The following is a 25,337-nucleotide window of genomic DNA, read 5'->3' on the forward strand; positions in this document are numbered from 1 at the left end:
AAAGCCACCTTGATAAGGTGGCTTTAGTTTTTTACTCTTCTCGCAAAGTCAACGAATCGAAATTTATCAGGGCGGTGTCTGGACTCCGAATACTGAAATAGACTCGTATCCTCTAAATACACATGACTTTTGATGACCACAACATTAGAATGCCCTTCTAAATCTAGGCACTCTCGATCCTCTTGTGTAGGTTCCTCGACTACAATTTCTTTTTCCGCATATGCTATCGTTAGTCCGAGATCATTTTCAATATACTCATATATCGAGTTTTGACATGTTTCCTTAGAAAGAATAGGCACATAATCCGCGTTGAAAAAATCCTTATCCAAAATTATTTTTTCCCCAGAAATCTCTCTTATCCGCACTACTTTCCAGATTTGGCTTTGTTCAGAGGGTTGCAGCTTATCGGTCACAGCCTTATCCTCTATAACACTAATTTCCTCGACAATGGTTTCACTTGTTTGGTTCATCTGCTGGGCCAATTCCTTAAAGCTAACAATTCCTGACACTGGAAAAGAGAACTTGTTTATATCTAGCACAACAGAGCCCTTTCCACGAATTTTATGGATATAACCATTTTGCGCCAGCAGATTAAGAGCCTTTCGAATCGTTTCTCTGGATGTATCATATTCAGTCGTTAACTCATTTTCAGACGGCAGCAAAGTGGATGCTGGCCAAACATCCGATTGAATTTTTTTCACTAAATCATCGTAAATGGTCAGATATTTCTTCTTCATTGTCCTACCCCATTTGTCTTGTCATTCACTTATATAATAAATCAAAGATTCGTATGGACGTAAGCTAAGCTGTTGAGATAAGGGCTCTGAATCTGAATAATTCGAAAGCAAGAGCCGTGATTGGTCTATATTTTCGATTGGTAGATTTACCTTTATTTCTTCATCATAAAAATTACTTACCACGACTAACTTTTCGCCTTGTCCATTTCGTGTATAAGCAAAAACATTTGGGTCATCCTCCAGAAGGATCTGGAAGTCTCCATTTGTAATGATATCATAGTTTTTCCTTAGATTAATGAGCCGTTGATAATGTTTAAAAATGGACTGGTTATCCTGAGTAGCTCGTTCTGCATTGATCTCTGGATAATGACTGGCTACTTCAATCCAGGGTGTTCCTGATGTAAAACCAGCGTGCTGTTCATCTGACCATTGCATCGGCGTTCTAGCATTATCCCGAGACTTTTGCTGTAATATTTCGATGATTTCTTGTTCTGTTTTGCCCTCAGCCTTTAATATGTTAAAGGCATTTATAGACTCCACATCGCGATACTGCTCTAGGGAAGTAAAATGAGGATTCATCATGCCAAACTCTTCCCCCTGATAAATGTAAGGCGTTCCCTGCATCATATGAAGGGTTGTGGCTAACATTTTAGCAGATTCTCGGTGATACTCCCCTTCATCACCAAACCGTGATACTGCACGTGGTTGGTCGTGGTTGCACCAGAATAAAGCATTCCAGCCATTGCCCTCATGCATTCCCTTTTGCCAGCGGGATAAAATCTTTTTCAACTCGATAAAGTCAAATGGAGCCTTCGTCCACTTATCTCCGTTCGGGTAATCGACCTTTAAATGATGGAATTGGAACGTCATATCTAGTTCCTCACGCTCTGGATTCGTGTATAGCACACAGTTTTCTAGATTTGTAGATGACATTTCACCGACCGTCATCATGTTATAAGGCTTGAACACAGCTTGGGTTAGTTCATGTAAAAATTCGTGAATTCGTGGGCCATCGGTATAAAACTTTCGACCATCCCCACTGTCATCACTAGGAAACTGTTGATTTTTCGAAATCAAATTAATGACGTCGAGGCGGAATCCATCGATGCCTTTTTCTGCCCAAAAGCGAATCATCTCATAAAGCTTTTTTCTAACCTGTTTATTTTCCCAGTTTAAATCCGCTTGGGTTTTATCAAATAGGTGTAAATAATACTGGCCTGACTTTTTATCATATTCCCAAGCAGACCCACCAAATTTCGATTGCCAGTTGTTTGGTTCAGCCCCATTAACAGGATTCTTCCAAATGTAGAAGTCTCGGAATTCATTGTCCTTCGAGGAAATCGCCTGCTGGAACCACTCATGCTCTGTGGATGTATGATTAATGACTAAATCCATAATCAGCTTCATGCCACGTTTATGGGTTTCAGCAAGTAATTCCTCAAAGTCTTCCATTGTTCCATAAGTCGGCTCAATCGAATAATAATCGCTAATGTCATAGCCATTATCCTTTTGCGGAGATTGGTAAATAGGTGTCAACCAAATGACGTCGACACCTAATGTATTTAAATAATCTAGCTTTTCGATGATTCCTTGAATATCGCCTATCCCATTTCCTGTAGTATCGTTAAAGCTTTTTGGGTAAATTTGATAGACGGTTGCGTTTTGCCACCATGCTGAACTCACTACGTAAAAACTCCTTCCCTTTCGTCCTACTTAAACTTTCGCTTCCCGATCAAGTACGTAAAAATAAACGGTACAATAATAACAATAATCATTCCGATAATAAAGGATAGCCAGCTGCCGGATACAATAGAAAGTGGCGCTGGAATTCCTCCGACCCCAATGGAACTAGCTTTTACGTGCTGGAACGTAATGAACGCACCGCCGATTGCTGTACCTAAAACAGCAGCATAGAATGGGTATTTATAGCGTAAGTTCACCCCGAACATCGCAGGCTCAGTAATACCTAACCACGCTGAAATCCCTGAAGTACCTGCAAGACCTTTAAGCTTTTCATCTTTAGCAAGTAACATCATCGCAAATACGGCTGAACCTTGCGCGATATTGGATAATGCCAAAATTGGCCATAGGAATGTAGTACCTGTGCTACCAATCAACTGTAAGTCCACTGCCAAGAATGTATGGTGCATACCCGTAATAACTAATGGAGCGTAAAGAGCACCATATAAGAATCCACCAATCATTGGGAAGGCTTCAAATACGGACACAACCGCGTTGGTAATTCCATTTCCGATTGTAAATGTGATTGGTCCAATAATAATAAATGCTAAGAAACCTGTTACTAATAAAGCAATTGGCGCTACGACTAATAGCTGTAATGAATCAATGACACGCTTTTTAAGGAAAATTTCAATTTTAGACATCACCCATGATGCTAAGAGGACAGGTAATACTTGTCCTTGATAACCTACTTTTTCAACCTCAAATCCAAACAAGTTCCAGGTTGGAATTGTTCCTTCTTTTAACGCTGCACCATAGCCCCAAGCATTCATGAGGTCTGGATGTACGAGAATTAAACCTAAAACAACACCTAATAGTTCATTTCCACCAAACCGTTTCACAGCCGACCAACCAATTAATGCTGGTAGGAACGTAAAGGCGGTGTTCGCAATGATATTAATCATGTCGGCAATTCCAGCCCACTGTGGGTATGCCTCAATAATAGATTGATCGCCAAAAATTGGATTAACTAGAATGTTGTTAATCCCCATAAGTAAACCAGCTGTAACAATTGCCGGTAGAATCGGAATAAAAATATCTGCTAGTGTTTTAATTCCGCGCTGTAATGCGTTTTGTTTTTTCCCGCCAAGAGCTTTGACATCATCCTTAGATGCTTCCTGAATGCCTGTTGCATCCACCATTGCTCGATAAACCTTATCCACGGTACCTTGTCCAATTACAACTTGGAATTGACCATTCGTTGAGAATGACCCTTTCACAACATCAAGGTTTTCTAACGCTTCTTGGTCAACCTTTTCATCGTCTGCTAAAGCAAAACGAAGACGTGTAACACAGTGAGTAGCTGCGTCGATATTCTCCACACCACCAACGGCAGCTACTATTTCCTCAGCTTCATTTCCGTATGGGTTATTGTTGTTTTTATTATTCGCTGTTGCTTGAGGATTGTTTCCGTTTACATTTGCTTGGAATAAAGATGAATTTCCAGCTTGTACGCTTGATTCAGATGTCTTCTCAAATGTTGAAAGCACATCACCATTCGTAATAATAATTGGTGTAATTAAACTTTTTGCATTCTTCTTTACATAATCCATATCAAACGTTACAAGCGAATCGCCAACCTTCACCTTATCTCCTTGATTGACATGTGCTTCAAAGCCCTTCCCTTCTAAGGAAACGGTTTCCAAGCCAATATGAATTAAGACCTCCACACCGTCTTGACTGCGTAATCCCACAGCATGCTTGGTTGGGAAAATTTGTACAACCTCTCCATCCACTGGAGATACGACCTTCCCTTCACTTGGCTCAATCGCCAATCCATCGCCCATCATTTTTTGAGCAAATGTCGGATCCGGAACCTGCCCAAGCTGTTTAACCTCTCCACTTAGGGGAGCGAATATATTTCCATTGAAAACTCCTTGTTGTTTATTCACCAGGATGTCCTCCCTTTGTTCACATTTATAAAAAGTTGTATATACAAGTTACGAATTTATTATATCTTGTATATACAAGTTGTGCAAGGGCTTTCAATTATTTTCATAATTTAATATTTTTTGAGTGTATAGGCCGGTTTTACAGCTTATCAATCTAAGTGTGATAGAGGGATCCCATCATTTTTGCACAGGATTAAGCCAGATTCTTCGACTTTCCCGTCAGTTAATAGAGGAATTCGGTCACAGTATGACGGAATCCAGTCTGCTCAAATTGGCACAATTGGCATCCCGTCTACGTGCAGCTTATTCCAGTCAGATGTTCTAAGAATCACTTTAGTTCAAACCTGATTCATGTCAACTAATGCCACATTCCTGCCACTTCTCCGCTAATTCCGTCTACACGTTTTATTCACGTCAACATGGGCAATATTCATGTCACATCACCTCCTATTTCGATCAGAAGTGCACCCATTCACGCCCGAGACCTTTCACCTTATAAACTATGTAAATAATAAAACCCAAGCAAGGTCTAATAACAACCTCACTTGGGTTAAAATACGCCAAATTATTGAGCAACCGGAACGAGTGTCGTGCCCATCAATCCAGATTCTTCCTCATATAAATTCACATTAAATCCACCATTACCATTTTCATCTCCTGCGCTAAGCATATACATTCCATCCATCTTCATTTCACTTGCTATTGTGTAGCCTTTTTCTTCGGCAAAAGATTTATAGGTTTCAAAGGTTGCCTCGATATCGCCTTGGAATTGAAAGGTAACACTATGAGCCTTTTTACCATCCTCTGTCATCGTTTGAATTGATATAATCTTGGCTCCGTCTGGCAGAGGAAAATCGGAAGGAAAATCATCTGGTAATGAAAGATTTTCACCAGTTTGACTATCAAGGGTACTATTGCCATCAGAAGCAGAAAAGTTAGCCGTTTCTCCGTCAGAGCTAATGTTAAAGCTTTCTTGTTCGCCTTGTTCATTCTCCATGGTAATATCTAAGTTCCCATCCTCGACATCCTTGAAATCAATGGTCACATCCTCCCCATTTTCACCACCTGGTAAAGTAATGCTACTACATCCAGCCAAGAACAATCCAAATAACAACAACCCCATGAGTGTGAGTCGAAGTTTCACTTTCTCCATTCCCTTCCTGTAATTTATTGAAATGCAACAGAATTCACATACGATTTCATTCTCGTAATCCACTAGTATGTTTTCTGAAACTTTACCACAGGGAGGAAATATTGGAAATTATACTTTAGTATAAAATTATAGGTAGACAATGGGCATTTAGAATAGAGAGTGAGAGCAAAAGTAAATCCCAAACACGGAAGCCACCATGTTTGGGATTTTGAACACTTTAATTCACTTGTTGTTCTTCCTGGACAACGACTGAGGTTGGGATGTCCTGGTACAATCGAAATCTTGGCTTTTCCTTTACAAAAATCAGCCCAAGCTCATGATGATCTCCTTCAAACATAGGACCCTGCACAAAGCGAAGCTCACCTTCGTGGTTACGAACCTCTAGCTTACAGAAGGTTCTGCTTTCCTGTAACGCATCATAAAATTCCTGTTCGTTTGATACCTGAATTTGATGTACTCTTTCGACATGCTCCCCAGCTTGAAGGCCCATTTTATCAGCTGGTGAATCCTGAATCACAGATAGAATCACCAAGCTGTCGGGTTGTGGTCTGAAAATACTTGGCTTTTCTAAATCAACAAAACGAATGGAAAGTTGAATGAGAACTCGGCCTAATAGAGTAACAGCAGCGCCTATATAAACGAAAATAGGATCATAAAATCCTCCTGCAGCAAAAAGGGCTGTCACAGAGGCTAGTCCTAACATCCATTTGCCAAAAAGCTTGGAGCCATGCTCTGAATAGAGTCCTTGGAAGGATTGCTGAATACCAATGAGCAATGGGACGAGCATGAACCCATAGCCTTGTTCGCCAATTGGAAGCACCGGCCACCATGGCGCTAAACTTGCAATGGCTCCTCCTGGGATTGGGATGAGTAATGGAACGACGCTAAGCCGTTTTACTACATGAAGTCCAATATATTTTCCACGCTTCCCTTTGATCAATTCCGGAAAGGCATATTCCTTTTTAGCGGTAAACCATAATAATGCTTCGATTACCAATAGTACAGCAGCTAAACTTAGAAGTAATGGAAAGCTAATAGAATTTAATTCCACCTGCCATTGGCTCGGAATCTGCTCAATCGGATATTGACGTAGCAACCAAATGATAAAAATGGCACCTGTTATAAAATAACCTGAAGAAAGGAAGAAAAGTCTTCCTGTAATGGACCCTAAAATTGCCAGAATGGATAGAACCAATACTACTGGATAGGTCATAGTACCTCCGATCGTAATCAACCCAGCCGAGATTATGATTCCTGATAGCAGGCTTAACAGCCATGTTCTTCCCCATTCTGCACCAAAAGAGTACACACTGGAGCTAAATTCATGTCGTTCATTTTTTCTCCGATAGTAGGATGTAATTATCGTTAATAATAGAGCCCAGTAGAATAAGGGTTGAAGGAAGAGCCAAAGCATACCCCTTCCGATTTCAACTAGCCAAATATTTATCACATTGTACCCTCCGATACGAAAAGCTTAGTTACTATAAATTCTACAAGACTATTGCATTTCCTGCTAGTATATTACATTAATTCTGTTCAGATGGAATAAATTTCCAAAAAAATCGAGCAAAAAAAGCACCGCAGTGTTACGACCTACACTACGGTGCTTTTGTATTAATATAATTCATTTAAAGCCTCTTGAAGCTGTTTATCATTTTTTTGATTTCTGACCGCATCAATCACTTTTTGTTGCAATTTTTGGCCAGTTTCTTCGTTGATAACTCCAGTAGCATTTAAATCGTTTTCCTGTTGAAAGGCTTGAACAGCCTCTTCGGTTTGCTTACTGAAATAGCCATCGGTACGACCAGGATCATAGCCGATTCCTTCCAGCATTTTTTGCACGTTGGCGATTTTTTCATCGTTCATATTGTATTCAAATGGCTCTTCCACTTCAACCGGACTCGTGTAGAAGAACTCTGGTTGTTCAACTTCCATCGTCGGTTTTACTCCTTTTTCATTAATCCATTTTCCATCCGGAGTTAACCAACGATAAATAGTGATCTTAATGTTACTTCCATCCCCCATTTGAATGGTTTTTTGCACTGTACCTTTGCCATATGTTGTCTGCCCGATAACCGGATAACCTGCTTCCTTCATTGCTGCTGCTAAAATTTCAGATGCAGAAGCACTTCCCTGATTGGTTAAGACAGCAATTGGATATTCCTTCTTCTCTTTTGTTCCGGAATAATAGCGAATCTTTTCACCATTTTTCTCTTGAATCATGACATATGGCTGATCCTCTGGAATAAAGTTCTCCAAAATTTTTTCCACTGATGTAAATAATCCACCAGGGTTTCCACGAACATCAATAATTAATCCTTCAATCCCTTGCTCTTCCAAATCGGCTAAAGCTTCATTAAATTCATCTGCTGTATTTTGAGAGAAGGACGTAATTTGGATAATTCCTGTTTTCTTTCCATCCACCGTCTTCACTTCTGGATAAATGGTTTCTACAGGAATTTCGTCTCGCACAACAGGGACAGTAACAGGATCTGATGAGCCCGCACGTAGAATGGTTAGCTCAACTTCTGTTCCCTTTTCCCCACGTATTTTGGAAACTGCAGTATTAAGGTCTAGTCCCTCAAGACTTTCACCATCAACCTCTAAAATTTTATCTTTAGGTCGTAAGCCAGCATCTTCCGCGGGAGAACCCTTAATTGGGGCAACGATGGTTACCTGGCCATCCTCCATACTGACTTCAGCACCTATTCCTTCAAACGAAGATTCAATGCTTTGGTTAAACTGTTCGACCATTTCTTTGTTCATATACACACTGTGAGGGTCTTCCAATGTATCTAACATACCTTGAATAGCACCCTCGACGAGCTTGGACTGCTCAACATCTTCAAAATAATTTTTCTCAATAATGTTGTAGGCTTGCACAACCTTAGCGAAGCCATTAAACTCATTTTGTTCCTCAAGTACTTTCTGTTTGTCTTCATCCGTACTTATCAGACTTTGTTCTTCGTCGTTGTTACTTGCCTGGCCAATGTTGAAAACCTCCACACCAACGTACGTTAGGATGGAGCCAAACACCATGGCCAAAATCACCATCACAACTAAATACCGCTTCTTTACATCCATTGTTTTCACCTCTTAACATCTCACTGGCTGTCGGTTCTTACAATTTGACGTTCATATGTTTCCCAATACGTAAAAGGCATCACACCGTATGTGCGATGCCTTTTATATTACTATATGAAGGCTGATGAGTAAACATGTCCGTTTTAGAAGTTAACGTAGCTATATGGATTAACAGAATTCGATTTGGCGTAATTCCAAGAACCGACATGAAGTTCAAAATGTAAATGCGGTCCTGTGGAATCACCAGTATTACCCATTAAGCCAATCTGTTGTCCTTTTTTTACAAGTTGGTTATTTGATACATCACGTCTAGACAGATGAGCATACACGGTTGTGTATTTTTGATTATCGATATAGTGCGTAATGAATACCACATTTCCATAGGAAGTTGAATAATAGGAATTCGATACTATACCGCCAGCCGATGCAACAATTGGCACATCACCACTTCGACCATTTTTCCCGATATCTATTCCAGGGTGTAAACTTCCCCATCTTGGCCCATAACCAGATGTAATTCTTCCCGTTGCCGGTCTCATAAAGTTCCCATTAGTGACGGCAGGAGCTCCATGGCTTTGGCTTTGTGGAGGTGGTGACTTTAATTGTTCTAATTCTTTTTCCTTCTGTGAAATCAATTTGTTGAACGCAGCCTTCTCGTTAGCCAGAATCTGCTGTTGTTCTTTAAGTGATAGCTTGTGCTTATGTAGCTCTTTTTCCTCTGCTTCTAGTGAAGCCATTAAGCTTTCTTTATCTGCACGCTGTTGAGCTAACTCCTGTTTCATTGACTCAAGTTTTTCCTTTTGAGCCACAAGTGTTTCCTTTTTCTTTTCCACCTCGGCTTGGTCATTTTGAAGCTGTTCTTTTTCAGACTTTTGCTTGTCCAAAATTTGGCGGTCAGAATCCATAATCTTGGAAACAGCTGTACTACGATCCAAGAAATCACCGAAGCTCTTTGCTCCAAGCAGAACCTCTAAATAGCTAATCGACCCACCATTTTTTTGCAGGTTTTTAAGGCGATTTTTTAAAAGCTTATCCCGCTCTGCAATACGCTCTTTTAATTTTTTGATTTCTTCTTTCAGCTTATTAATCTCTTCTTCCGTTTGACTGATTTCATTTTTCTTTTCACGAATATCATTTTCGGTATTCGTTACCTTCATGTCAATATCGCGGATTTGAGAATTAATTCGGTCTTGCTCAGCCTGATTTTCGGCAATTTTTTGTTCGGTCTCAGATTTCTGTCCTTCTATTTCTACTTGCTCACTATCTACTTCTTCTTTCTTCTTTTCAATTTCATTAATTTCCTGACGCAATTCACTCTCTGAGGTAGCGTATGTTTTGCTACCATCAGAGAATGTAAAAGTCAGGGAAATCAAAGCAAAAACGGATAAAAGTGCAATGATTCGATTTTTCACGCTCTGCCCCTCCCCATAAACTTTCTTTATCGTAACTAAACCTTCAAGAACTTGCGGACACTCATCACGCTTCCCCAAATTCCGATAAATGCTCCAATTCCAAGTAGAATTAATGAGACTTGCCATACAAATGGATTAAATGGAAGTAATTCGATAAATGGGATTAACGGGCGATCTTTCATATTTTCATATAGATAGTAGTAACCCGTCACCACAATGATAATAGGTAATATGGCACCTAAAATCCCCATGAGCAATCCTTCAATAAAGAATGGCCAACGAATAAATCCATTTGTTGCACCCACTAATTTCATAATCCCAATTTCTTTTCGACGAGCCATGATGGTGATTTTGATTGTGTTTGAAATTAAGAATGCGGCTGTTAACACTAATGCTGCAATCAAGGCCAAACCAACATAGCGAGAATACTCATTAAAGGTAAAGAGCTTTTGAATAACTTCATCGCCATAGTCGACACTATCGACATAATCGAAGGACTTGATTCGGCTCGCTACATCCATCGTATCTAACGGATCCTCTGTCTTAACCACAAAAACGTCGTTGAGTGGATTATCCTGGTTAACCATCTTCCACATCTCACCATCGTCACCCATACTTGCCATTAGACGCTCAAGTTCATTTTCTTTAGATGAAAATTGTAAAAACGATACATCTTGGATGGATTTAATCTTGTTTTCTAGTTGATCAATTTCTTTTTGTTCTGTACCCATCTCAATTAAAACTTTTATTTGAACGTCCTCTTCAACGTTTTCAGCAATCTGGTTGAGGTTCAACATGAGGACGAGAAAAACACCCACTAATATTAATGTCGTCGTAACCGAACCGACTGACGCAAAGGTCATCCAGCCGTTACGGAGTATATTTTTACTACCTTCTCGTAGGTGACGCTTAATTGTTCTAAGCTTCATAACCGTAGTCACCTCGCTGTTCATCACGGACTACTCGTCCATATTCAATCGCGATTACGCGTTTTTTTAATGTATTTACAATGTCCTTGCTATGTGTTGCCATCACGACCGTTGTCCCTCTTGCATTAACCTCTTCAAAAATTTTCATAATTTGCCAAGAGGTCTCAGGGTCTAAGTTACCGGTTGGCTCATCGGCAATCATGACTTTCGGATTGTTCACAATCGCTCTTGCAATGGAAACTCGCTGCTGTTCCCCGCCGGATAGCTCGTCCGGTTTAAAGCGTGCTTTATTTTTCAACTGAACTAAATCGAGTACATCCATTACTTTTCGACGAATTTTTTTCGGTGAATCCTCGATTACCTCTAATGCAAAAGCTATGTTTTCATAGACTGTTAGAGACGGTAAAAGCTTAAAGTCCTGGAACACGACTCCTATGCCTCTTCGTAGCTGAGGAATTAATTTTTCTTTCACTTCACTGATATCATGCCCATTGATTAGAACAGAACCTTGAGTTGGTTTCTCCTCTCGGTACATGAGTTTAATGAAAGTTGATTTCCCCGCGCCACTTGGGCCAACTACATAAACAAATTCACCCTGTTCAATATTAATATCTATCCCTTGAAGAGCCGTAACGCCATTACGATACGTTTTTTGTACTCCCTTCATTTCAATCATACGGATACCACCCATGCCTCTCCAGTTGTAATAAATTCAAAGCTGTCTATGTTCAAATGTTTAAGTCATTTGTCATTTTTACTAGAATTCAAGTTTGACTTGTATATTTATAAATGAATTTATCATATTTTGTATAAATTTCGGTACTACTTATTATAACATCAATCTACAAAATTTTTAGTGGTAATTTTATTACAGTTGTATTTCAATTTAGTTAAAGTGTAGTATAAAATTTTAAAGTGGGTTAAATTGTAGTTTTGTGGGGATAAAAGGGCAGTTAAAAACCTGAAATTGGTTGTACCAAATTCAGGTTTGTGGGAAAAGATTATTTTTTTGTAGCTAACCAAGATGCAACTGTGTTTGCATCTTCTTCACTGATGTTGATTGCCTGCATATTCCCTTTACCATTTTGAATGATATTGACAATTTCGTCCTTAGAGTACCTGCTACCAACAGCAGTTAAATCTGGACCAGCGCCACCAGTAAGATCAGCACCGTGGCACATTGAGCAGTTGTTTTGGAAGATTTCCTCCGCTGCTGCTGTATCTACTGCACCGTCGCCTTCTTCACCAGTGTCTTCACCAGCACCACCTTCAGCGTCGCCGGCATCTCCATCGCCTTCATCCGCTTGTTCCTCTGTACCAGCATCATTATTGCCAGTATCTGTGCCTTCGCCGGCATTATCGTCGCCGCCGCCACATGCTGCTAGTACAAGAGCCAATACAAACAGCAAGGACATTAAGAATTTCTTCATCTTAACTAATCCCCCTTAAGATTAATGTTGAAGTGGTAAGTATACACTTCACTGGATATTATAACCTATTCAGTTTTTTTTAAAACCCTCACCGAGAACCTCAGCGGCAGACATTGCGATGACAAAAGCCGTCGAATCAACCTTACTTACCGTTTTTGTCAATTTCGTGAATTCTTTTTGATCAACGACACACATGACAATGTTACGTTCAGCCCCAGTGAAGCCACCTTCCCCTTGGAGAATTGTGACGCCTCTGTCTATCTCTTCAAAAATAGCTTTCCTCATTTCTTCTGTTTTATCCGAAATGATCATAACATTTTTCGAGTTCGTAAAGCCGACTTGAATAATGTCAATGGTTCGGCTAGTCATAAACAAGCCAATTAATGCATACAAGGCCTGCTCCACACTAAAAACAAAAGCAGATGTCGTGACAATGGTTCCATCAATAAGGGCGATGCACAGACCTAAGGAAATCCCCGTATACTTATTTAAAATAGCTGCAGCTACATCAATCCCTCCTGTAGATGCACGCCCCTTAAACACCACACCAAGACCAGCACCAACTCCCATACCACCGAAAATGGAAGCTAATAGAGGATTCATCGTAGCAGGATTGAAATCACGAGTTAAGTACACAAAGAATGGTAGGGCGAGGGTTCCGAGAAAGGACTTTACTCCGAAGTTCGCACCCAAAACAATGACCCCAGCTAAAAAGAGCGGGACATTTAAAAAGCCCTGAACAAAAGCGGGTTCCCAGCCGAATACTTCTTCAGTTAGTGTACTAATCCCCGCGACTCCTCCTGAAGCGACATCATTAGGGAGTAAAAATAAATTAAATGAAAATGCAATAAAAAAAGAACCTAATATAACCAAAAAATAGTCCAATACTGTTTGTTGTTTATCTGTTAACGGTTTCCGTCGTGCCTTAGCCATGTAGTCGCACCTCTTTACTTCATCGATTTATACCGTTATGGACTATATCACACTTGATATGGGGTGTAAACGCCGTCAGAGTAACGCGTTAGTGCGGTAAAGAGGTTGGGTGCAATTGCGGATTTAGAGATTGAATTAAGTTTTATTTTCTAAGTAATTAACGCAGTAATCTACCAATTGCAGCTTTTCACTTAGATTGACCTCCCAAAGACCACAAAAGCCAGAGGACTCTCACCCTCTGGCTCAATCAACTTACTATATAATCTTTACATCTGCGACCGTAAATATGCGTCAATAAATGGACCTAAATCTCCATCCATCACACCTTGTGTATTCCCGACCTCAACATTCGTCCGATGGTCCTTAACCATGGAATACGGATGGAAAACGTAGGAGCGAATTTGGCTTCCCCAGCCGATTTCCTTTTGTTCGCCGCGGATTTCATCTAATTCCTGTTGCTGACGCTCAAGCTCTAGTTGATAGAGCTTAGCTTTTAACATTTTCATTGCTTGCTCACGGTTCTTAATTTGGGACCGCTCAGATTGACACGTCACTACAGTATTTGTAGGTAGGTGGGTAATTCGGACAGCTGAATCAGTCGTGTTAACGTGCTGACCACCAGCTCCACTCGAACGGTAGGTATCAATTTTTAAATCCTCGTTGTTAATCTCAATATCTACATCATGATCAAACTCTGGCATCACTTCACAGGAGACAAAGGAAGTGTGACGGCGACCCGATGAGTCAAATGGAGAAATTCGCACTAATCGATGAACCCCTTTTTCTGCCTTCAAATACCCATAAGCATTATGACCTTTAATAAGTAGTGTCACACTTTTCACCCCTGCTTCATCACCTGGTAGGTAGTCCAATGTTTCCACCTTGAACCCTTTACCTTCTGCCCAACGCGTATACATCCGGAGTAGCATGCTCGCCCAGTCCTGAGATTCCGTACCACCAGCGCCAGGATGTAATTCTAAAATGGCATTGTTTTTATCATAAGGCTCACTTAATAGCATTTGTAGTTCAAATTCATTAAGTGTTTCGGTTAACTGATGCACCTCATCTTCTAACTCTTCACGAAGCTCTGCATCATCCTCTTCCTTCACTAACTCATAAGTTAACTGAAGATTATCCAGAGCTGCTTCGTTTTTTTCAAAGGATTGCACAAGATCTTTTAATCCATTAACCTCACCAATCACCTTTTGGGCGTTATCTTGATCATCCCAAAATTCTGGTGCGGTCATTTCTTGTTCTAATTCGGCAATGCGAGCTCTATTCTCTTCTAAGTCAAAGAGACCCCCTAAAGTCATCGAGTCGCTTGCTAATTTTATCTATTTCTTGTCTAATTTCTGCTAAGTCCACGTCATCACCTCTAAATATAATCTTTATATTAATCAACAGCACGACAATCCAAGAGACACCCCAGAGGAGTGTCCCTTTTTCATTTATTAATTGGCGCCATGACAATTTTTGTATTTCTTCCCGCTGCCACATGGACAAGGGTCATTACGGCCTATATTTTCCCGCTTAACGTATGGCTTGCGCTTTTTCTTTTCTTCGCCGCCACCGCCACTTACGGCTTTCGTTCCTTTAACAACTTCCTGACGTTGAAGATTATCACGGATTTGAGCCTTCATGATATAACGAGAAACTTCTTCCTCGATGTCTGCCACCATTTGCTCAAACATAGCGAAACCTTCCATTTGGTATTCACGAAGCGGATCGGTTTGACCATAAGCACGTAAATGAATACCCTGACGTAGCTGGTCCATTTGGTCGATATGGTCCATCCACTTCGTATCCACCGTACGAAGGAGAATTACCTTTTCAAACTCACGCATTTGTTCAGGTGAGATTTCGCTTTCTTTTTCATCATATTTCGTCTTGATCATTTCCATGATATATTCGGAAATTTCCTCTGGCTCTTTGCCTTTTAGCATGTCTTCTGAAAGTGCATCAGGCTCAAGCAGATTTCCATTCACGTAAGAAACAAGACCTTCTATGTTCCAGTCCTCTTCTACATCCTCTGCTGTATAGGACTGAACAACACGGCTAACGGTTGATGAAATCATGCCTTCAACAATCTCGCGTAAACTTTCAGAATCAATAACCTCAAAGCGTTGCTGATAAATAATTTCACGCTGCTGACGAAGCACATCATCATATGCAAGCAATGTTTTACGAGCGTCAAAGTTGTTACCCTCAACTCGTTTTTGAGCTGATTCTACAGCACGTGAAACCATCTTACTTTCAATCGGCTGGTCATCATCCATACCGAGACGTTCCATCATCGACTTCATGTTGTCAGAGCCAAAACGTCGCATCAATTCATCTTCTAGAGAAAGGTAGAATTGAGTGACACCTGGGTCTCCCTGACGTCCAGAACGTCCACGGAGCTGGTTATCGATACGACGTGATTCGTGTCGCTCTGTACCGATAACGGCTAAACCACCGAGGTCAACCACGCCATCACCAAGTTTAATATCCGTACCACGACCAGCCATGTTGGTTGCAATCGTAACCGCACCTTTTTGACCAGCGTTAAGGATAATTTCCGCCTCACGGAAGTGGTTCTTCGCGTTCAACACGTTATGCTTCACGCCTGCTTTTTTCAGTAGCTTAGAAATAATTTCAGACGTTTCAACCGCAACGGTACCAACTAATACGGGTTGTCCATTTTCATAGCGCTGACGAATTTCCTCTACAACAGCTTGATACTTTCCTTCAATCGTTTTATAAATCAAGTCTGGACGGTCATCACGAGCCAATGGTTTGTTAGTTGGGATAACAACAACATTCATATTGTAAATGTTTCGGAATTCTTCTTCCTCTGTTTTCGCTGTACCCGTCATACCAGAAATCTTCTCATACATACGGAAAAGGTTCTGGAACGTAATGGTCGCCAAGGTCATGCTTTCCTTTTGAATTTGCATGCCTTCCTTCGCCTCAATCGCCTGGTGAAGACCATCACTATAGCGGCGCCCTTTCATTAGACGACCCGTAAATTGGTCAACGATTACCACTTCACCCTCCTGAACCACATAATCCGTATCGCGGTTCATAATGACATGGGCCTTTAAGGCTTGGCTAATATGATGAGTTAGGGATACATTGGATAAATCATAAAGGTTTTCCACTTTGAAAAAGCTCTCTGCTTTATTGATCCCTTCCTCAGTTAATTGAACATTTTTCGTTTTCTCATCATACGTATAGTCTTCCTCATTTTTCAATGTACGTACGAAGGAATTCGCTTGAACATAAGCACTTTCCGACCGAGATGCAGACCCTGAAATAATTAATGGGGTACGGGCCTCATCAATTAAAATAGAGTCCACTTCATCAATGATGGCATAGTGTAGTGGACGCTGAACCATTTGCTCCTTGTAAAGCACCATGTTGTCACGCAAATAGTCAAAGCCAAATTCATTGTTCGTACCATATGTGATATCTGCCGCATAGGCATCTCGTTTTTCTTCTTTGGATAAACCGTTTGAGTTTAAACCAACTGTTAGTCCGAGGAATTGGAAAAGCTCTCCCATTTCTTTCGCGTCACGATCTGCTAAGTAATCGTTAACCGTTACAATGTGGACACCTTTTCCGGTTAAAGCATTTAAGTAGGCAGGCATAGTGGAGGCCAGTGTTTTACCTTCACCGGTTTTCATTTCTGCAATGTCTCCATCATGAAGGGCGATTGCACCTAGCAACTGTACTTTATATGGGCGCATCTTCAGAACACGATTCGCCCCTTCACGAACAACTGCATATGCTTCCACTAAAATATCGTCTAAAGTCTCACCTTTTTCAAGACGCTGTTTAAACTCCTCTGTCTTCGCAGTTAGTTGCTCGTCCGATAGCTTTTGCATGTCAGGCTCTAATGCTTCAATTTGATCTGCTGTTGCTTCCAGTTTTTTGAGCTGACGTGTATTTCCATCACCAAAAACCTTTTTGAATATTCCTCGCATAACCTTAGCACCTCTATTTTGATAGTAACTATATCGTACATTAATCCACACTTTATCATAACACTAAAAGTGAGCAAAATACAACAAAATCGCGGTTATAGGTGGTTTTGAGGCAAAAAATGAGCAGCATTAGAGCTGCAAAATCAGGCAGGAATTCGTATTCACTTTAACACTTCTATTTGGGAGGGATGGGAGCAAGAGTGGAATGGATGGAACTCTTGCTCCTAAAAACGCTTGGACATGGGGGAATCAAACTTTACAATATGCCGATCTTCCAAATCTATGAGTCTCTGATTCATTTTCGCTAGGATGTCTACCAGCTGTGCTATATATTTTTCGTGCTGCTTGATTCGGTCTTCTATACTGCGGCAATGGGGACACGAATGGTGGATCATGAATACGCCTCCTTTACTTTCAATACATTATTTATACCATGAAAACATTTTGGTGGAAAATCGACGAAAATGAAAAATGGAGGAAGCTTGAGCGAGAAAATGCCGAAATTCAAGACGGTTTTCAAACGAATAGTGTCATTTTAAGTCGAAAAGGATGATTTTCGTAAAATAAGATTAAAAAACAGGATTTTTTTCTTTCATTGTGTATAGGAAGGAAAATTTGGTGGAAGGATAAGTTTTGCTCACTTAAAAAATCCCGCCCACAGAATGGGCAGGTTTTATGTTTCATAAGGATGTTCGTTTTTTGAGCGTTTTAGCTAGGTTCAATTAATCCATAGCGTCCATCGTTACGTCGATACACCACATTGGTATCACCAGTTTCAGCGTTGGTGAAGACAAAAAATGTATGACCAAGCATATCCATTTGCAGGATCGCTTCCTCAGACGCCATTGGCTTTAAGTCAAAACTCTTGGTACGTACTATTTCAAAATCGTCTTCATCTTCTTCATAAGCTCGATCTTGGTTAAAGATTTCTCTTTCCATTTGAGCAAAGACATATTTCGGAGCTCCTTGCTGACGGAACTTCCGATTAATCTTCGTCTTATATTTACGAATTTGACGTTCTAATTTATCAATAACTAGGTCTATTGCGGCATATAAGTCTGCGTGATGCTCTTCTGCACGTAATAGGAGGTCTTGCATCGGAATCGTTACTTCAATTCGTTGTTCACCATTATAAACACTTAAGTTTACATGAACCTCAGAAGTGATTGTGTCGTCAAAATACTTCTCCAACTTCCCAATCTTCTTCTCCACGTAATTCTGAATTGCATTTGTAACTTCGAGATTCTCGCCTCTTATGTTAAATTTCATAAGAAGTCCTCCTTTCATCCTTATGTATTCTTTATTCTACGATTCCCATAAAAATTCCTCTATAAACCCAAAAGATGTTTATGAACGTTCTGTGTCATTTCATGTCGAACCCTGTCACAAACGACATAGAACGGGGTCTTACCCTTAAAAAAATTTTTCAAAAGAAAAGCCCTATATCATGAATTTCCCATAACAAGGGCTTCACACAAATCTAGTTAGGGTCTGACCCCACCCTACTACTCCCCCTCTGCCGTCACACACAAAAACTTCACAGCCTTTTCCGTCTTATTCAACCAATAATGCGGTTTAGAAGAATCAAGAAAAATACTATCAAATCTCCTCAAAATATACCCTTCTTGATCAATCTGTACGGTTAAAGTTCCTTCAATCACATAAAGAAATTCCTGTCCTTTATGGGTAATGTTATTGCCTTGATTTTCACCGGGATTTAAGACTACCAAAAATGGTGTAAAGAGTGGATTATCCATGTTCCCACCCAGGTTCGATAAATGAACGTATTCTTTTCTAAACCAGGCACTTCGGACGTATTTCTTTGGATGGTGGACTGTGCCCCTCTATCATCTTCCGAGAAAAAATAACTAGGATTTACCTCAAGCACATCAGAAATCTTTTTCAGAGATTCAAGGGTAACAGACGACTTGGCATTCTCTAATTGAGAAAGAAAACTTATTGATAGATTCGTTGCATCCGAAATCTGTTTGAGTGTACGCTTTTGGCTTTTTCGTAGCTGTTTTATTTTTTGTCCAATTTCATTCGGCATTATGATTACACCTCATTTATCAACGTTCCTACTATAGTCCTAATTGAATTATACCAACTAAAATAAAATTAACAATTCACAGAATATTTTAATATACTTTTACTATAAATTTAAGTACCACTTAAATTTTACCGAAATACAACTAAATAGATTATAAGTTTTTAACTATAATGAAAGCGATTTCTATTTAGTGAAGTATTTCATAAAACTAACATTTATAGGGGTGAGAAACAATGGAAAAGAAACAAATGACACGTGTACTTGTTGCAAGTATTGTGGGCAGCGCCATCGAGTGGTTTGATTACTTTTTATATGGAACGGTCGCTGCACTAGTTTTTAACCAGCTATTCTTTGTAACAGAAGATCCAGCCTTTGGAACCTTGTTTGCTTTCGCCACATTTGCATTAGCCTTTTTGATTCGTCCTTTTGGTGGAATTATATTTAGTCATATCGGTGACAAGATTGGCCGAAAGAAAACATTGGTTCTCACACTTAGTTTAATGGGAACTTCAACTTTCCTGATGGGGGTTCTCCCTACATACCAAGTGATTGGAATTTGGGCACCTATTCTACTCATTACGTTACGTTTAATCCAAGGAATTGGACTTGGCGGTGAATGGGGCGGAGCTGTACTACTTGCGGTAGAATATGCTCCAAAAGAGAAACGCGGATTGTTTGGTAGTGTCCCTCAAATGGGTGTAACGATAGGGATGTTAATGGGTACCATCGCCCTTTCCATTATGACATTGCTTCCAGATGGCGCCTTTATGACATGGGGCTGGAGAGTTCCATTTATTATTAGTGCATTACTAGTTGTATTTGGCTTATGGATTCGGAAAGGAATTGATGAAACACCTTCCTTCAAAAAGAACCAGGAGCAGGGCACAGTGGCTAAACTTCCAATTGCAGACACTCTACGCTACCACTGGAGAGAAGTTTTGATTGCCATTGGAGCCAAAGTAGTTGAGACCGCACCATTTTACATTTTCAGTACATTTATCGTATCTTATGCCACATCCAACTTAGACTTCACAGAAACCAACGCCTTAAATGCTGTTACTATTGGTACCATCATCACAACCATTTTAATGCCAATTATGGGGGCCTTATCCGATAAAATTGGCCGTAAACCACTCTATATTTGGGGAACAGTGCTAATGGGCCTATTTGCTTTCCCATACTTCTGGCTGATCCAACAAAATTCAGTCGCACTCTTAATGGTTGCAACTATCATTGGACTAGGTGTCATTTGGGCACCCATCACAGCAGTACTCGGTACCATGTTTTCCGAAATCTTCAGTGCCAAGGTACGTTACACAGGAATTTCGCTTGGATATCAAATAGGGGCTGCAGCAGCAGGTGGAACCGCTCCACTCGTCGCAACAGCTTTACTCATTCAATTCAATAATTCCTACGTACCAGTAGCCCTATACATCATTTTAACGTCGGTTATTTCACTGATCGCTGTCATGGCTGTAAAAGATCGTAGTAACCAAGGCTTAGATGAAGAAACTGAAAGTCAATACAGAGAAGCCAACTAAACACCCAGAAGAAAGGAAGTCATTATGCTAATTTTGTCAGAAAAGGAAATTCAGCAACATTACAAAATGAAGGATGCTATTGCAGATGTCAAGAAAGGACTCATCTCAAAACAAGATGGGTCCATCACAAGCCCACACCGAACCGTTCTTGATATTCCAAAATATGAGGGATCGGCTTTATATATGCCAAGTGCCGACTTAGCCCAAGAGATGGCGGCTGTAAAAGTAGTGTCCATTTTCCCGCAAAATCCAAAGCAAGGTAAGCCGACCACACAAGGTGTATTAATGCTAACAGATGCCACAACTGGGGAGCATGTTTGTATGATGAATGCGTCATATTTAACGAGACTTAGAACCGGGGCTCTTAGTGGGATTGCTACGGAAAAGCTAGCCAGACCTAATGCGAGTGTTCTCGGTGTAATTGGGACTGGTGGTATGGCCTTTGAGCAGGTTTTGGGGATGCTTGAGGTTCGGTGGATTGAATCTATTAAGCTATTTAACCGTACTTTGGAGAAGGCGGAGCAGTTTAAGGGTCGGTTGAAGGATTTTGGTGTTACACAGAGCATTGAGGTTGTGGAAAGCTCTGAGGAGGTAGTTCCTGGAGCAGATATTATTTGCTGTGCAACCCGTTCTAAAGAGCCAGTTTTTGATGGTGAATTGGTTAAACCTGGGACACATATTAATGGGGTTGGCTCCTTTTTACCGTCAATGCGTGAGGTTGATCAAACCACTATTGAGCGTGCCGCTAAGATAGTAGTCGATGACCTTTCTGGAGTGAAGGATGAAGCAGGTGAGTTAATCCACGCTGACCAAGAAACAGATTGGAGCTTCTCTGATGTGTATGCTGAACTTAGTGAAATAGGCGGGTATGACCTCATGCTTCGAGATTCTGATGAAGAGATTACCTTTTTCAAGTCAGTCGGAGCTGCTTATTTTGATTTGGTGGTTGCGATTGGTGTTTATCAGAAGTTGAAGGATTCTGGTGTTGGGGTGAGTGCTGAGTTGTAGTCCGTTCTCCAAATACTGAAAAAGCCAATTTCCACGTCTTTATGGAAGTTGGCTTTTTATCATTAATGCAAAATATACGGCTCCACTCGCTGATCCATCTTTCCCTTCCACTCCTTAAAGGTCGGGACAACTTCATCAAGTAGAAGACGCGATTTATCCTCCTCAGGCTCAAACCATTTCGACATCGATTGGACTAGGGAGTCAAACTGTTCCAGGTTGTTCACTTCAATCAAAGATGTCAGCTGATGATGACTCTCATGGAGCTGTTGCATAGCTTTTACTAAATCAGCAAACAGCGTTTCCGCTATATCTGACTGATTCACATCAGGCATCTCTTTCAAATAACCCAACGCCTCGTCCATTCCTTCTAGCAATTGATGATACTTCTGTAAAAATACCACTTGGCTGTCACTTAAATTTTCCATCAAACCACCTAATTTCTCTTATCAAAAAACATACCATCAACCGTCGATACGTTTTGATAAGGGTTCATATATTTTGTGTTGTTGCGCTTTTGGTTTTGTACTTGTTTCATGGATCCTTTTAATTGCGTAAGTATATCTTGTAAGGATGCTTGAATTTGTTCATCCATGCTCACAATTTCTTTCCCAAGCCGTGTTTCCTCATCCGTATATGGAGATTTCACTTTTTTAATAAGCTCCTCACGAGTATCAAGATATTTCATAATATCCCCTAACAATTGATCCCGATCATTCTGTTCTGTTCGCTTGGTTGTCAGTTGAAAAAACTCAGTTGTCATCTCATGTAGCTGTTTCACAGCACTCATCAAGCATTCCCACCTTGACCAAACTGCTGCAGACGACTTTGGCGAATGACTTCCTTCCAAGTATCACGGAATTCAGTTACAAGGTCAAATACTTCATCAAGAGCTAAAATATCATTATGCACATTGGCCTCCATCAGTCTTCGGTTCATAAAATCATAGAGCGGCATCATTTGATCAGAAATTTGATTCTCTGGTTTCAGGGTTAACATTAGTTCTTGAATGATACGCTGTGCCTTTTGGATGTTGATGTTTTTTTGTTCATAACTTTTATCTTCTATATCCTTTTTGGCTAGTTTAATAAACTTCAAACAGCCATTATATAGCATTAAAGTCAACTCACCTGGAGATGCTGTATTAACGGTATTATTTTGATATGCTTGTTGCTGTGTTGCATATGGATTTGCCATTGTTTTGAAACACTCCTTTACTTCTATTACATTCCACCGAACTGGTTCATTAAGAATGCAGATTGTTGGTTCATTTGTTGAATTGCTTTTTCCATGGCGGTGAATTGACGCCAGAAGCGGTCCTCCACTGTTACTAGCTTGTCTTGAAAGCGGTCAATACGATCGTTTAAATCATCCAACTGTCTACCCATGGTATACTGTTGGAGGGTATGAGTCGATTTTCCAGCTCGTTCTTCAATACGTTCCCTCGCAGTTTGTATAGCACCCTCGACCCGTTCAATAATTCCCCCGTCAGCATCTACGTCATTACTAAACAACTTTTTCACAGCACCAGAGTTTTCAGCTAACGCTTCTTTTAATTTTGATTCATTAATGACTAACTTCCCGCCATCTAAATAATTCGATGTCGTTTCAATTCCAATTTCAGATAGATGGGTGAATACGTCACCGGTTTCAATTTGGCTATACCAGCCATTTCTCATCTCTGTCAGTGCGGATGAAAGAATGTTATCTCCTCTAAGAAGACCACTTTTCGATTTTTCTTCCCATAATTCGATTTCACGATCAGACATGTCTCTTTTTTGTTCATCTGTTAAAGGTTTATAATCACGGTATCGTTCTTCCACTAATTTACTATTAATATTACCGATAATTTCATTATATTTTTCAACGAATTCTTTAATATTTTCATAGGACGTTTCGGTATCATCTTCAACACTAATGGTTGAAGTTCCCCCTGCCTTTAATGAATAGGTTACGCCACTGATTGTAAAAGTATTAGAAGTTCTTTGTGTACTAAGACCATCAATCGTGAATTCTGCATTTTCACCACCATTTTCAGTAGCATTACCCATCTTTAATACACTCGTTAAAAATGAGCCTGACATCCCAATTTCAATTCCACCTGTATTCAAGTCACCGGTTTCGGTACGTTGGAAGTTTACTTTATCCGAATAAGAATCATAGAAGGCCGAAATCCCTACATCAGAGTTGCTGATTTTGGTCATCATTTGATTTAAAGATAATGTAGCATCAAAGGTGAAATTGTATTCACCGTCGGGATTTTCCGGATCGTCTTCAATGATTTCTCCATTTTGATCATAGGTTGTAAATGCAAAGGATAAAGTATTATGCGTATACTCTGGTCCTGTAATCGTACTACCTTCTGTTAAAGTTTCACCGAATTTCATTTCTCCAGTATCCGTATTAATATATACTTGGTTCGTGTCAGGGGTGGCGGATGAAACTGAATCTGTGCCTGTTATAATATTATATTCTTTAAGCAGGTTGCCATCACTATCGTTAACGGATATGGTGGTTCCACTAATTGTATCTATAGCACCTTTATCCAATTTGAATGTATCGTTTCCGTCTTTCCCAACGGTAATATCCTTATTTACATGTGTAGCTGTCTGCCAATTAATATCTGCAGAATTTGCAAATTTATCTTGTTGAGACCACAGGCTTTGACTTGCATCAATTTTATTATTGGGATCTGCAGATAGTTCTGTGTTACTAGATATATAAGCTGCATTAGCTACTTTCGTCACTTCAATTGTATGTGAACCATTAGCAGCGCTGGAACTTGCTGTTGCCGTTACAAATGATTCGTTTGAAGAACTTACTGTTTTGGATTGATATGTACTAGACATCTTCATATCAAAACTAAGGGAATCTAGTTCGAATAACTTTGAGTTCATTTCACGGTAAGCATCACGTTGCCATGTCATCCATATTTGATCCTGTTGCATTTTTTGTAAAGGCATTCGTTCTACTTTCATCAGGTCATTTATAATTTTATCGGTGTCCATCCCTGAGGCAAGTCCACCAATTCTCATACCAGTCATCTATATCACCACCATTATATTTTTTTATCAACTATAAACCCCATAAATTCAGCCATAGCGGCATATAAATCAAGCATTTTTTTAGGAGGGATTTCTTTTATAACTTCTTTAGTGCTTGGGTTAACAATGGTTATATAATACTCTTCTAATTTCTCATGAAATTCAAATTTAAGCGAGGTTTCAGTAGGTTCTATAAATTCATTTAATCGCTTTGTCATATCCTTGACCTGCTCACTGCTTAATGGTAATCCGTCATGTTCTTCATTTTGAACATAAATTTGTTCCCCATCTGCATCGGTACTCTTTCTATATGTTGGATTGAACTGGTTGTTTTGTGACCTTTGCAGGAGTTGGGACCCAGATAAAGTTTTACCTACATCCATGTTTTGCAACTCCTTAATTGTCTTTATTATTTTTATCGG

General features: G+C 40.0%; 24 protein-coding genes. 2 read left to right on the plus strand and 22 right to left on the minus strand.

Annotation, left to right across the window (positions count from 1 at the left end; genetic code table 11):
- Positions 1-23: 23 nt before the first annotated feature.
- The 17 genes from treR to GH754_RS19520 form a co-directional block, all read right to left on the minus strand.
- Positions 24-737 (minus strand): trehalose operon repressor, encoded by a 714-nt coding sequence (gene treR, locus GH754_RS00255; RefSeq protein ID WP_153726734.1) that lies wholly within the window; start codon positions 735-737, stop codon positions 24-26.
- A gap of 21 nt (positions 738-758) precedes the next feature.
- On the minus strand, positions 759-2,420 hold the full coding sequence (gene treC, locus GH754_RS00260; protein ID WP_323741786.1) for an alpha,alpha-phosphotrehalase: 1,662 nt from the start codon (positions 2,418-2,420) through the stop codon (positions 759-761).
- A 26-nt stretch (positions 2,421-2,446) separates the two neighbouring features.
- Positions 2,447-4,369: a PTS system trehalose-specific EIIBC component gene (gene treP / locus GH754_RS00265; protein ID WP_323741787.1), complete on the minus strand. Its 1,923-nt coding sequence runs from the start codon at positions 4,367-4,369 to the stop codon at positions 2,447-2,449.
- A 565-nt stretch (positions 4,370-4,934) separates the two neighbouring features.
- The gene (locus GH754_RS00270; protein ID WP_153726736.1) at positions 4,935-5,513 is read right to left on the minus strand and encodes a hypothetical protein; all 579 of its coding nucleotides are present in this window, start codon (positions 5,511-5,513) and stop codon (positions 4,935-4,937) included.
- Positions 5,514-5,739: 226 nt separating this feature from the next.
- Positions 5,740-6,972, minus strand: coding sequence for a PDZ domain-containing protein (locus GH754_RS00275; protein ID WP_153726737.1), 1,233 nt, complete (start codon positions 6,970-6,972; stop codon positions 5,740-5,742).
- A gap of 164 nt (positions 6,973-7,136) precedes the next feature.
- Entirely contained in the window at positions 7,137-8,606 is a 1,470-nt protein-coding gene (locus tag GH754_RS00280; RefSeq protein ID WP_153726738.1) for a S41 family peptidase, read from the minus strand.
- Between the two features lie 143 nt (positions 8,607-8,749).
- A complete protein-coding gene (locus tag GH754_RS00285) occupies positions 8,750-10,018 on the minus strand; it encodes a murein hydrolase activator EnvC family protein (RefSeq protein ID WP_323741788.1) in 1,269 nt (422 codons plus the stop codon).
- Positions 10,019-10,053: 35 nt separating this feature from the next.
- Entirely contained in the window at positions 10,054-10,947 is an 894-nt protein-coding gene (ftsX, locus tag GH754_RS00290) for a permease-like cell division protein FtsX (protein WP_153726740.1), read from the minus strand.
- A complete protein-coding gene (gene ftsE / locus GH754_RS00295; protein ID WP_153726741.1) occupies positions 10,937-11,623 on the minus strand; it encodes a cell division ATP-binding protein FtsE in 687 nt (228 codons plus the stop codon). Before ftsE ends, ftsX begins: the two co-directional genes overlap by 11 nt.
- Positions 11,624-11,948: 325 nt before the next feature.
- Positions 11,949-12,377 carry a cytochrome c551 gene (gene cccB, locus GH754_RS00300; protein ID WP_153726742.1) on the minus strand — a complete coding sequence of 143 codons (429 nt, stop codon included), beginning with the start codon at positions 12,375-12,377 and terminating at the stop codon, positions 11,949-11,951.
- A gap of 69 nt (positions 12,378-12,446) precedes the next feature.
- Positions 12,447-13,310: a YitT family protein gene (locus GH754_RS00305; RefSeq protein WP_153726743.1), complete on the minus strand. Its 864-nt coding sequence runs from the start codon at positions 13,308-13,310 to the stop codon at positions 12,447-12,449.
- 266 nt (positions 13,311-13,576) lie between these two features.
- Positions 13,577-14,675 (minus strand): peptide chain release factor 2 gene (prfB, locus tag GH754_RS00310; protein ID WP_323741817.1). Its coding sequence is split into 2 segments (ribosomal slippage): positions 13,577-14,611 and positions 14,613-14,675, totalling 1,098 coding nucleotides; the frame shifts between segments, so codons are not numbered across the junction.
- An 86-nt stretch (positions 14,676-14,761) separates the two neighbouring features.
- Positions 14,762-17,275, minus strand: a complete 2,514-nt coding sequence (secA, locus tag GH754_RS00315) for a preprotein translocase subunit SecA (protein WP_153726744.1) — start codon at positions 17,273-17,275, stop codon at positions 14,762-14,764.
- A 224-nt stretch (positions 17,276-17,499) separates the two neighbouring features.
- On the minus strand, positions 17,500-17,670 hold the full coding sequence (locus tag GH754_RS00320) for a prefoldin domain-containing protein (protein ID WP_153726745.1): 171 nt from the start codon (positions 17,668-17,670) through the stop codon (positions 17,500-17,502).
- Between the two features lie 313 nt (positions 17,671-17,983).
- Complete coding sequence (gene hpf, locus GH754_RS00325) at positions 17,984-18,544, minus strand: ribosome hibernation-promoting factor, HPF/YfiA family (RefSeq protein WP_153726746.1); 561 nt, start codon at positions 18,542-18,544, stop codon at positions 17,984-17,986.
- Between the two features lie 236 nt (positions 18,545-18,780).
- Complete coding sequence (locus GH754_RS19515) at positions 18,781-19,032, minus strand: cupin domain-containing protein (protein WP_228550078.1); 252 nt, start codon at positions 19,030-19,032, stop codon at positions 18,781-18,783.
- Positions 18,999-19,325 carry a helix-turn-helix domain-containing protein gene (locus tag GH754_RS19520; RefSeq protein WP_228550079.1) on the minus strand — a complete coding sequence of 109 codons (327 nt, stop codon included), beginning with the start codon at positions 19,323-19,325 and terminating at the stop codon, positions 18,999-19,001. The genes GH754_RS19515 and GH754_RS19520 overlap by 34 nt, the downstream gene beginning before the upstream one ends.
- A gap of 233 nt (positions 19,326-19,558) precedes the next feature.
- Here GH754_RS19520 and GH754_RS00335 point away from each other — a divergent pair, with 233 nt between their 5' ends.
- Together GH754_RS00335 and GH754_RS00340 are read left to right on the plus strand one after the other, a co-directional pair.
- On the plus strand, positions 19,559-20,866 hold the full coding sequence (locus GH754_RS00335; RefSeq protein WP_153726747.1) for an MFS transporter: 1,308 nt from the start codon (positions 19,559-19,561) through the stop codon (positions 20,864-20,866).
- Between the two features lie 24 nt (positions 20,867-20,890).
- Entirely contained in the window at positions 20,891-21,874 is a 984-nt protein-coding gene (locus GH754_RS00340) for an ornithine cyclodeaminase family protein (protein WP_153726748.1), read from the plus strand.
- Positions 21,875-21,936: 62 nt separating this feature from the next.
- On the opposite strand, the gene GH754_RS00345 is transcribed toward GH754_RS00340, so the two are convergent.
- The 5 genes from GH754_RS00345 to flaG are packed head-to-tail and all read right to left on the minus strand — an operon-like array spanning position 21,937 to position 25,298.
- Positions 21,937-22,299 carry a hypothetical protein gene (locus GH754_RS00345; protein WP_153726749.1) on the minus strand — a complete coding sequence of 121 codons (363 nt, stop codon included), beginning with the start codon at positions 22,297-22,299 and terminating at the stop codon, positions 21,937-21,939.
- An 8-nt stretch (positions 22,300-22,307) separates the two neighbouring features.
- A complete protein-coding gene (locus GH754_RS00350; protein ID WP_153726750.1) occupies positions 22,308-22,661 on the minus strand; it encodes a hypothetical protein in 354 nt (117 codons plus the stop codon).
- Positions 22,661-23,068: a flagellar export chaperone FliS gene (gene fliS / locus GH754_RS00355; protein ID WP_153726751.1), complete on the minus strand. Its 408-nt coding sequence runs from the start codon at positions 23,066-23,068 to the stop codon at positions 22,661-22,663. Before fliS ends, GH754_RS00350 begins: the two co-directional genes overlap by 1 nt.
- Before the next feature lie 26 nt (positions 23,069-23,094).
- Complete coding sequence (gene fliD, locus GH754_RS00360; RefSeq protein WP_153726752.1) at positions 23,095-24,915, minus strand: flagellar filament capping protein FliD; 1,821 nt, start codon at positions 24,913-24,915, stop codon at positions 23,095-23,097.
- Between the two features lie 14 nt (positions 24,916-24,929).
- Entirely contained in the window at positions 24,930-25,298 is a 369-nt protein-coding gene (flaG, locus tag GH754_RS00365) for a flagellar protein FlaG (RefSeq protein WP_153726753.1), read from the minus strand.
- Positions 25,299-25,337: the final 39 nt, after the last annotated feature.

Origin of the sequence: Salinibacillus xinjiangensis (assembly GCF_009649735.1) — a bacterium.
GTDB classification, from domain to species: Bacteria; Bacillota; Bacilli; order Bacillales; family Alkalibacillaceae; genus Salinibacillus; species Salinibacillus xinjiangensis.

Coding starts and splice junctions, on each gene's coding strand:
- treR (WP_153726734.1), bottom strand. CDS start 737: ATGAAGAAGAAATATCTGACCATTTACGATGATTTAGTGAAAAAAATT.
- GH754_RS00280 (WP_153726738.1), bottom strand. CDS start 8,606: ATGGATGTAAAGAAGCGGTATTTAGTTGTGATGGTGATTTTGGCCATG.
- ftsX (WP_153726740.1), bottom strand. CDS start 10,947: ATGAAGCTTAGAACAATTAAGCGTCACCTACGAGAAGGTAGTAAAAAT.
- ftsE (WP_153726741.1), bottom strand. CDS start 11,623: ATGATTGAAATGAAGGGAGTACAAAAAACGTATCGTAATGGCGTTACG.
- cccB (WP_153726742.1), bottom strand. CDS start 12,377: ATGAAGAAATTCTTAATGTCCTTGCTGTTTGTATTGGCTCTTGTACTA.
- GH754_RS00305 (WP_153726743.1), bottom strand. CDS start 13,310: ATGGCTAAGGCACGACGGAAACCGTTAACAGATAAACAACAAACAGTA.
- secA (WP_153726744.1), bottom strand. CDS start 17,275: ATGCGAGGAATATTCAAAAAGGTTTTTGGTGATGGAAATACACGTCAG.
- GH754_RS00320 (WP_153726745.1), bottom strand. CDS start 17,670: ATGATCCACCATTCGTGTCCCCATTGCCGCAGTATAGAAGACCGAATC.
- hpf (WP_153726746.1), bottom strand. CDS start 18,544: ATGAAATTTAACATAAGAGGCGAGAATCTCGAAGTTACAAATGCAATT.
- GH754_RS19515 (WP_228550078.1), bottom strand. CDS start 19,032: ATGGATAATCCACTCTTTACACCATTTTTGGTAGTCTTAAATCCCGGT.
- GH754_RS19520 (WP_228550079.1), bottom strand. CDS start 19,325: ATGCCGAATGAAATTGGACAAAAAATAAAACAGCTACGAAAAAGCCAA.
- GH754_RS00335 (WP_153726747.1), top strand. CDS start 19,559: ATGGAAAAGAAACAAATGACACGTGTACTTGTTGCAAGTATTGTGGGC.
- GH754_RS00340 (WP_153726748.1), top strand. CDS start 20,891: ATGCTAATTTTGTCAGAAAAGGAAATTCAGCAACATTACAAAATGAAG.
- GH754_RS00345 (WP_153726749.1), bottom strand. CDS start 22,299: ATGGAAAATTTAAGTGACAGCCAAGTGGTATTTTTACAGAAGTATCAT.
- GH754_RS00350 (WP_153726750.1), bottom strand. CDS start 22,661: ATGAGTGCTGTGAAACAGCTACATGAGATGACAACTGAGTTTTTTCAA.
- fliS (WP_153726751.1), bottom strand. CDS start 23,068: ATGGCAAATCCATATGCAACACAGCAACAAGCATATCAAAATAATACC.
- fliD (WP_153726752.1), bottom strand. CDS start 24,915: ATGACTGGTATGAGAATTGGTGGACTTGCCTCAGGGATGGACACCGAT.
- flaG (WP_153726753.1), bottom strand. CDS start 25,298: ATGGATGTAGGTAAAACTTTATCTGGGTCCCAACTCCTGCAAAGGTCA.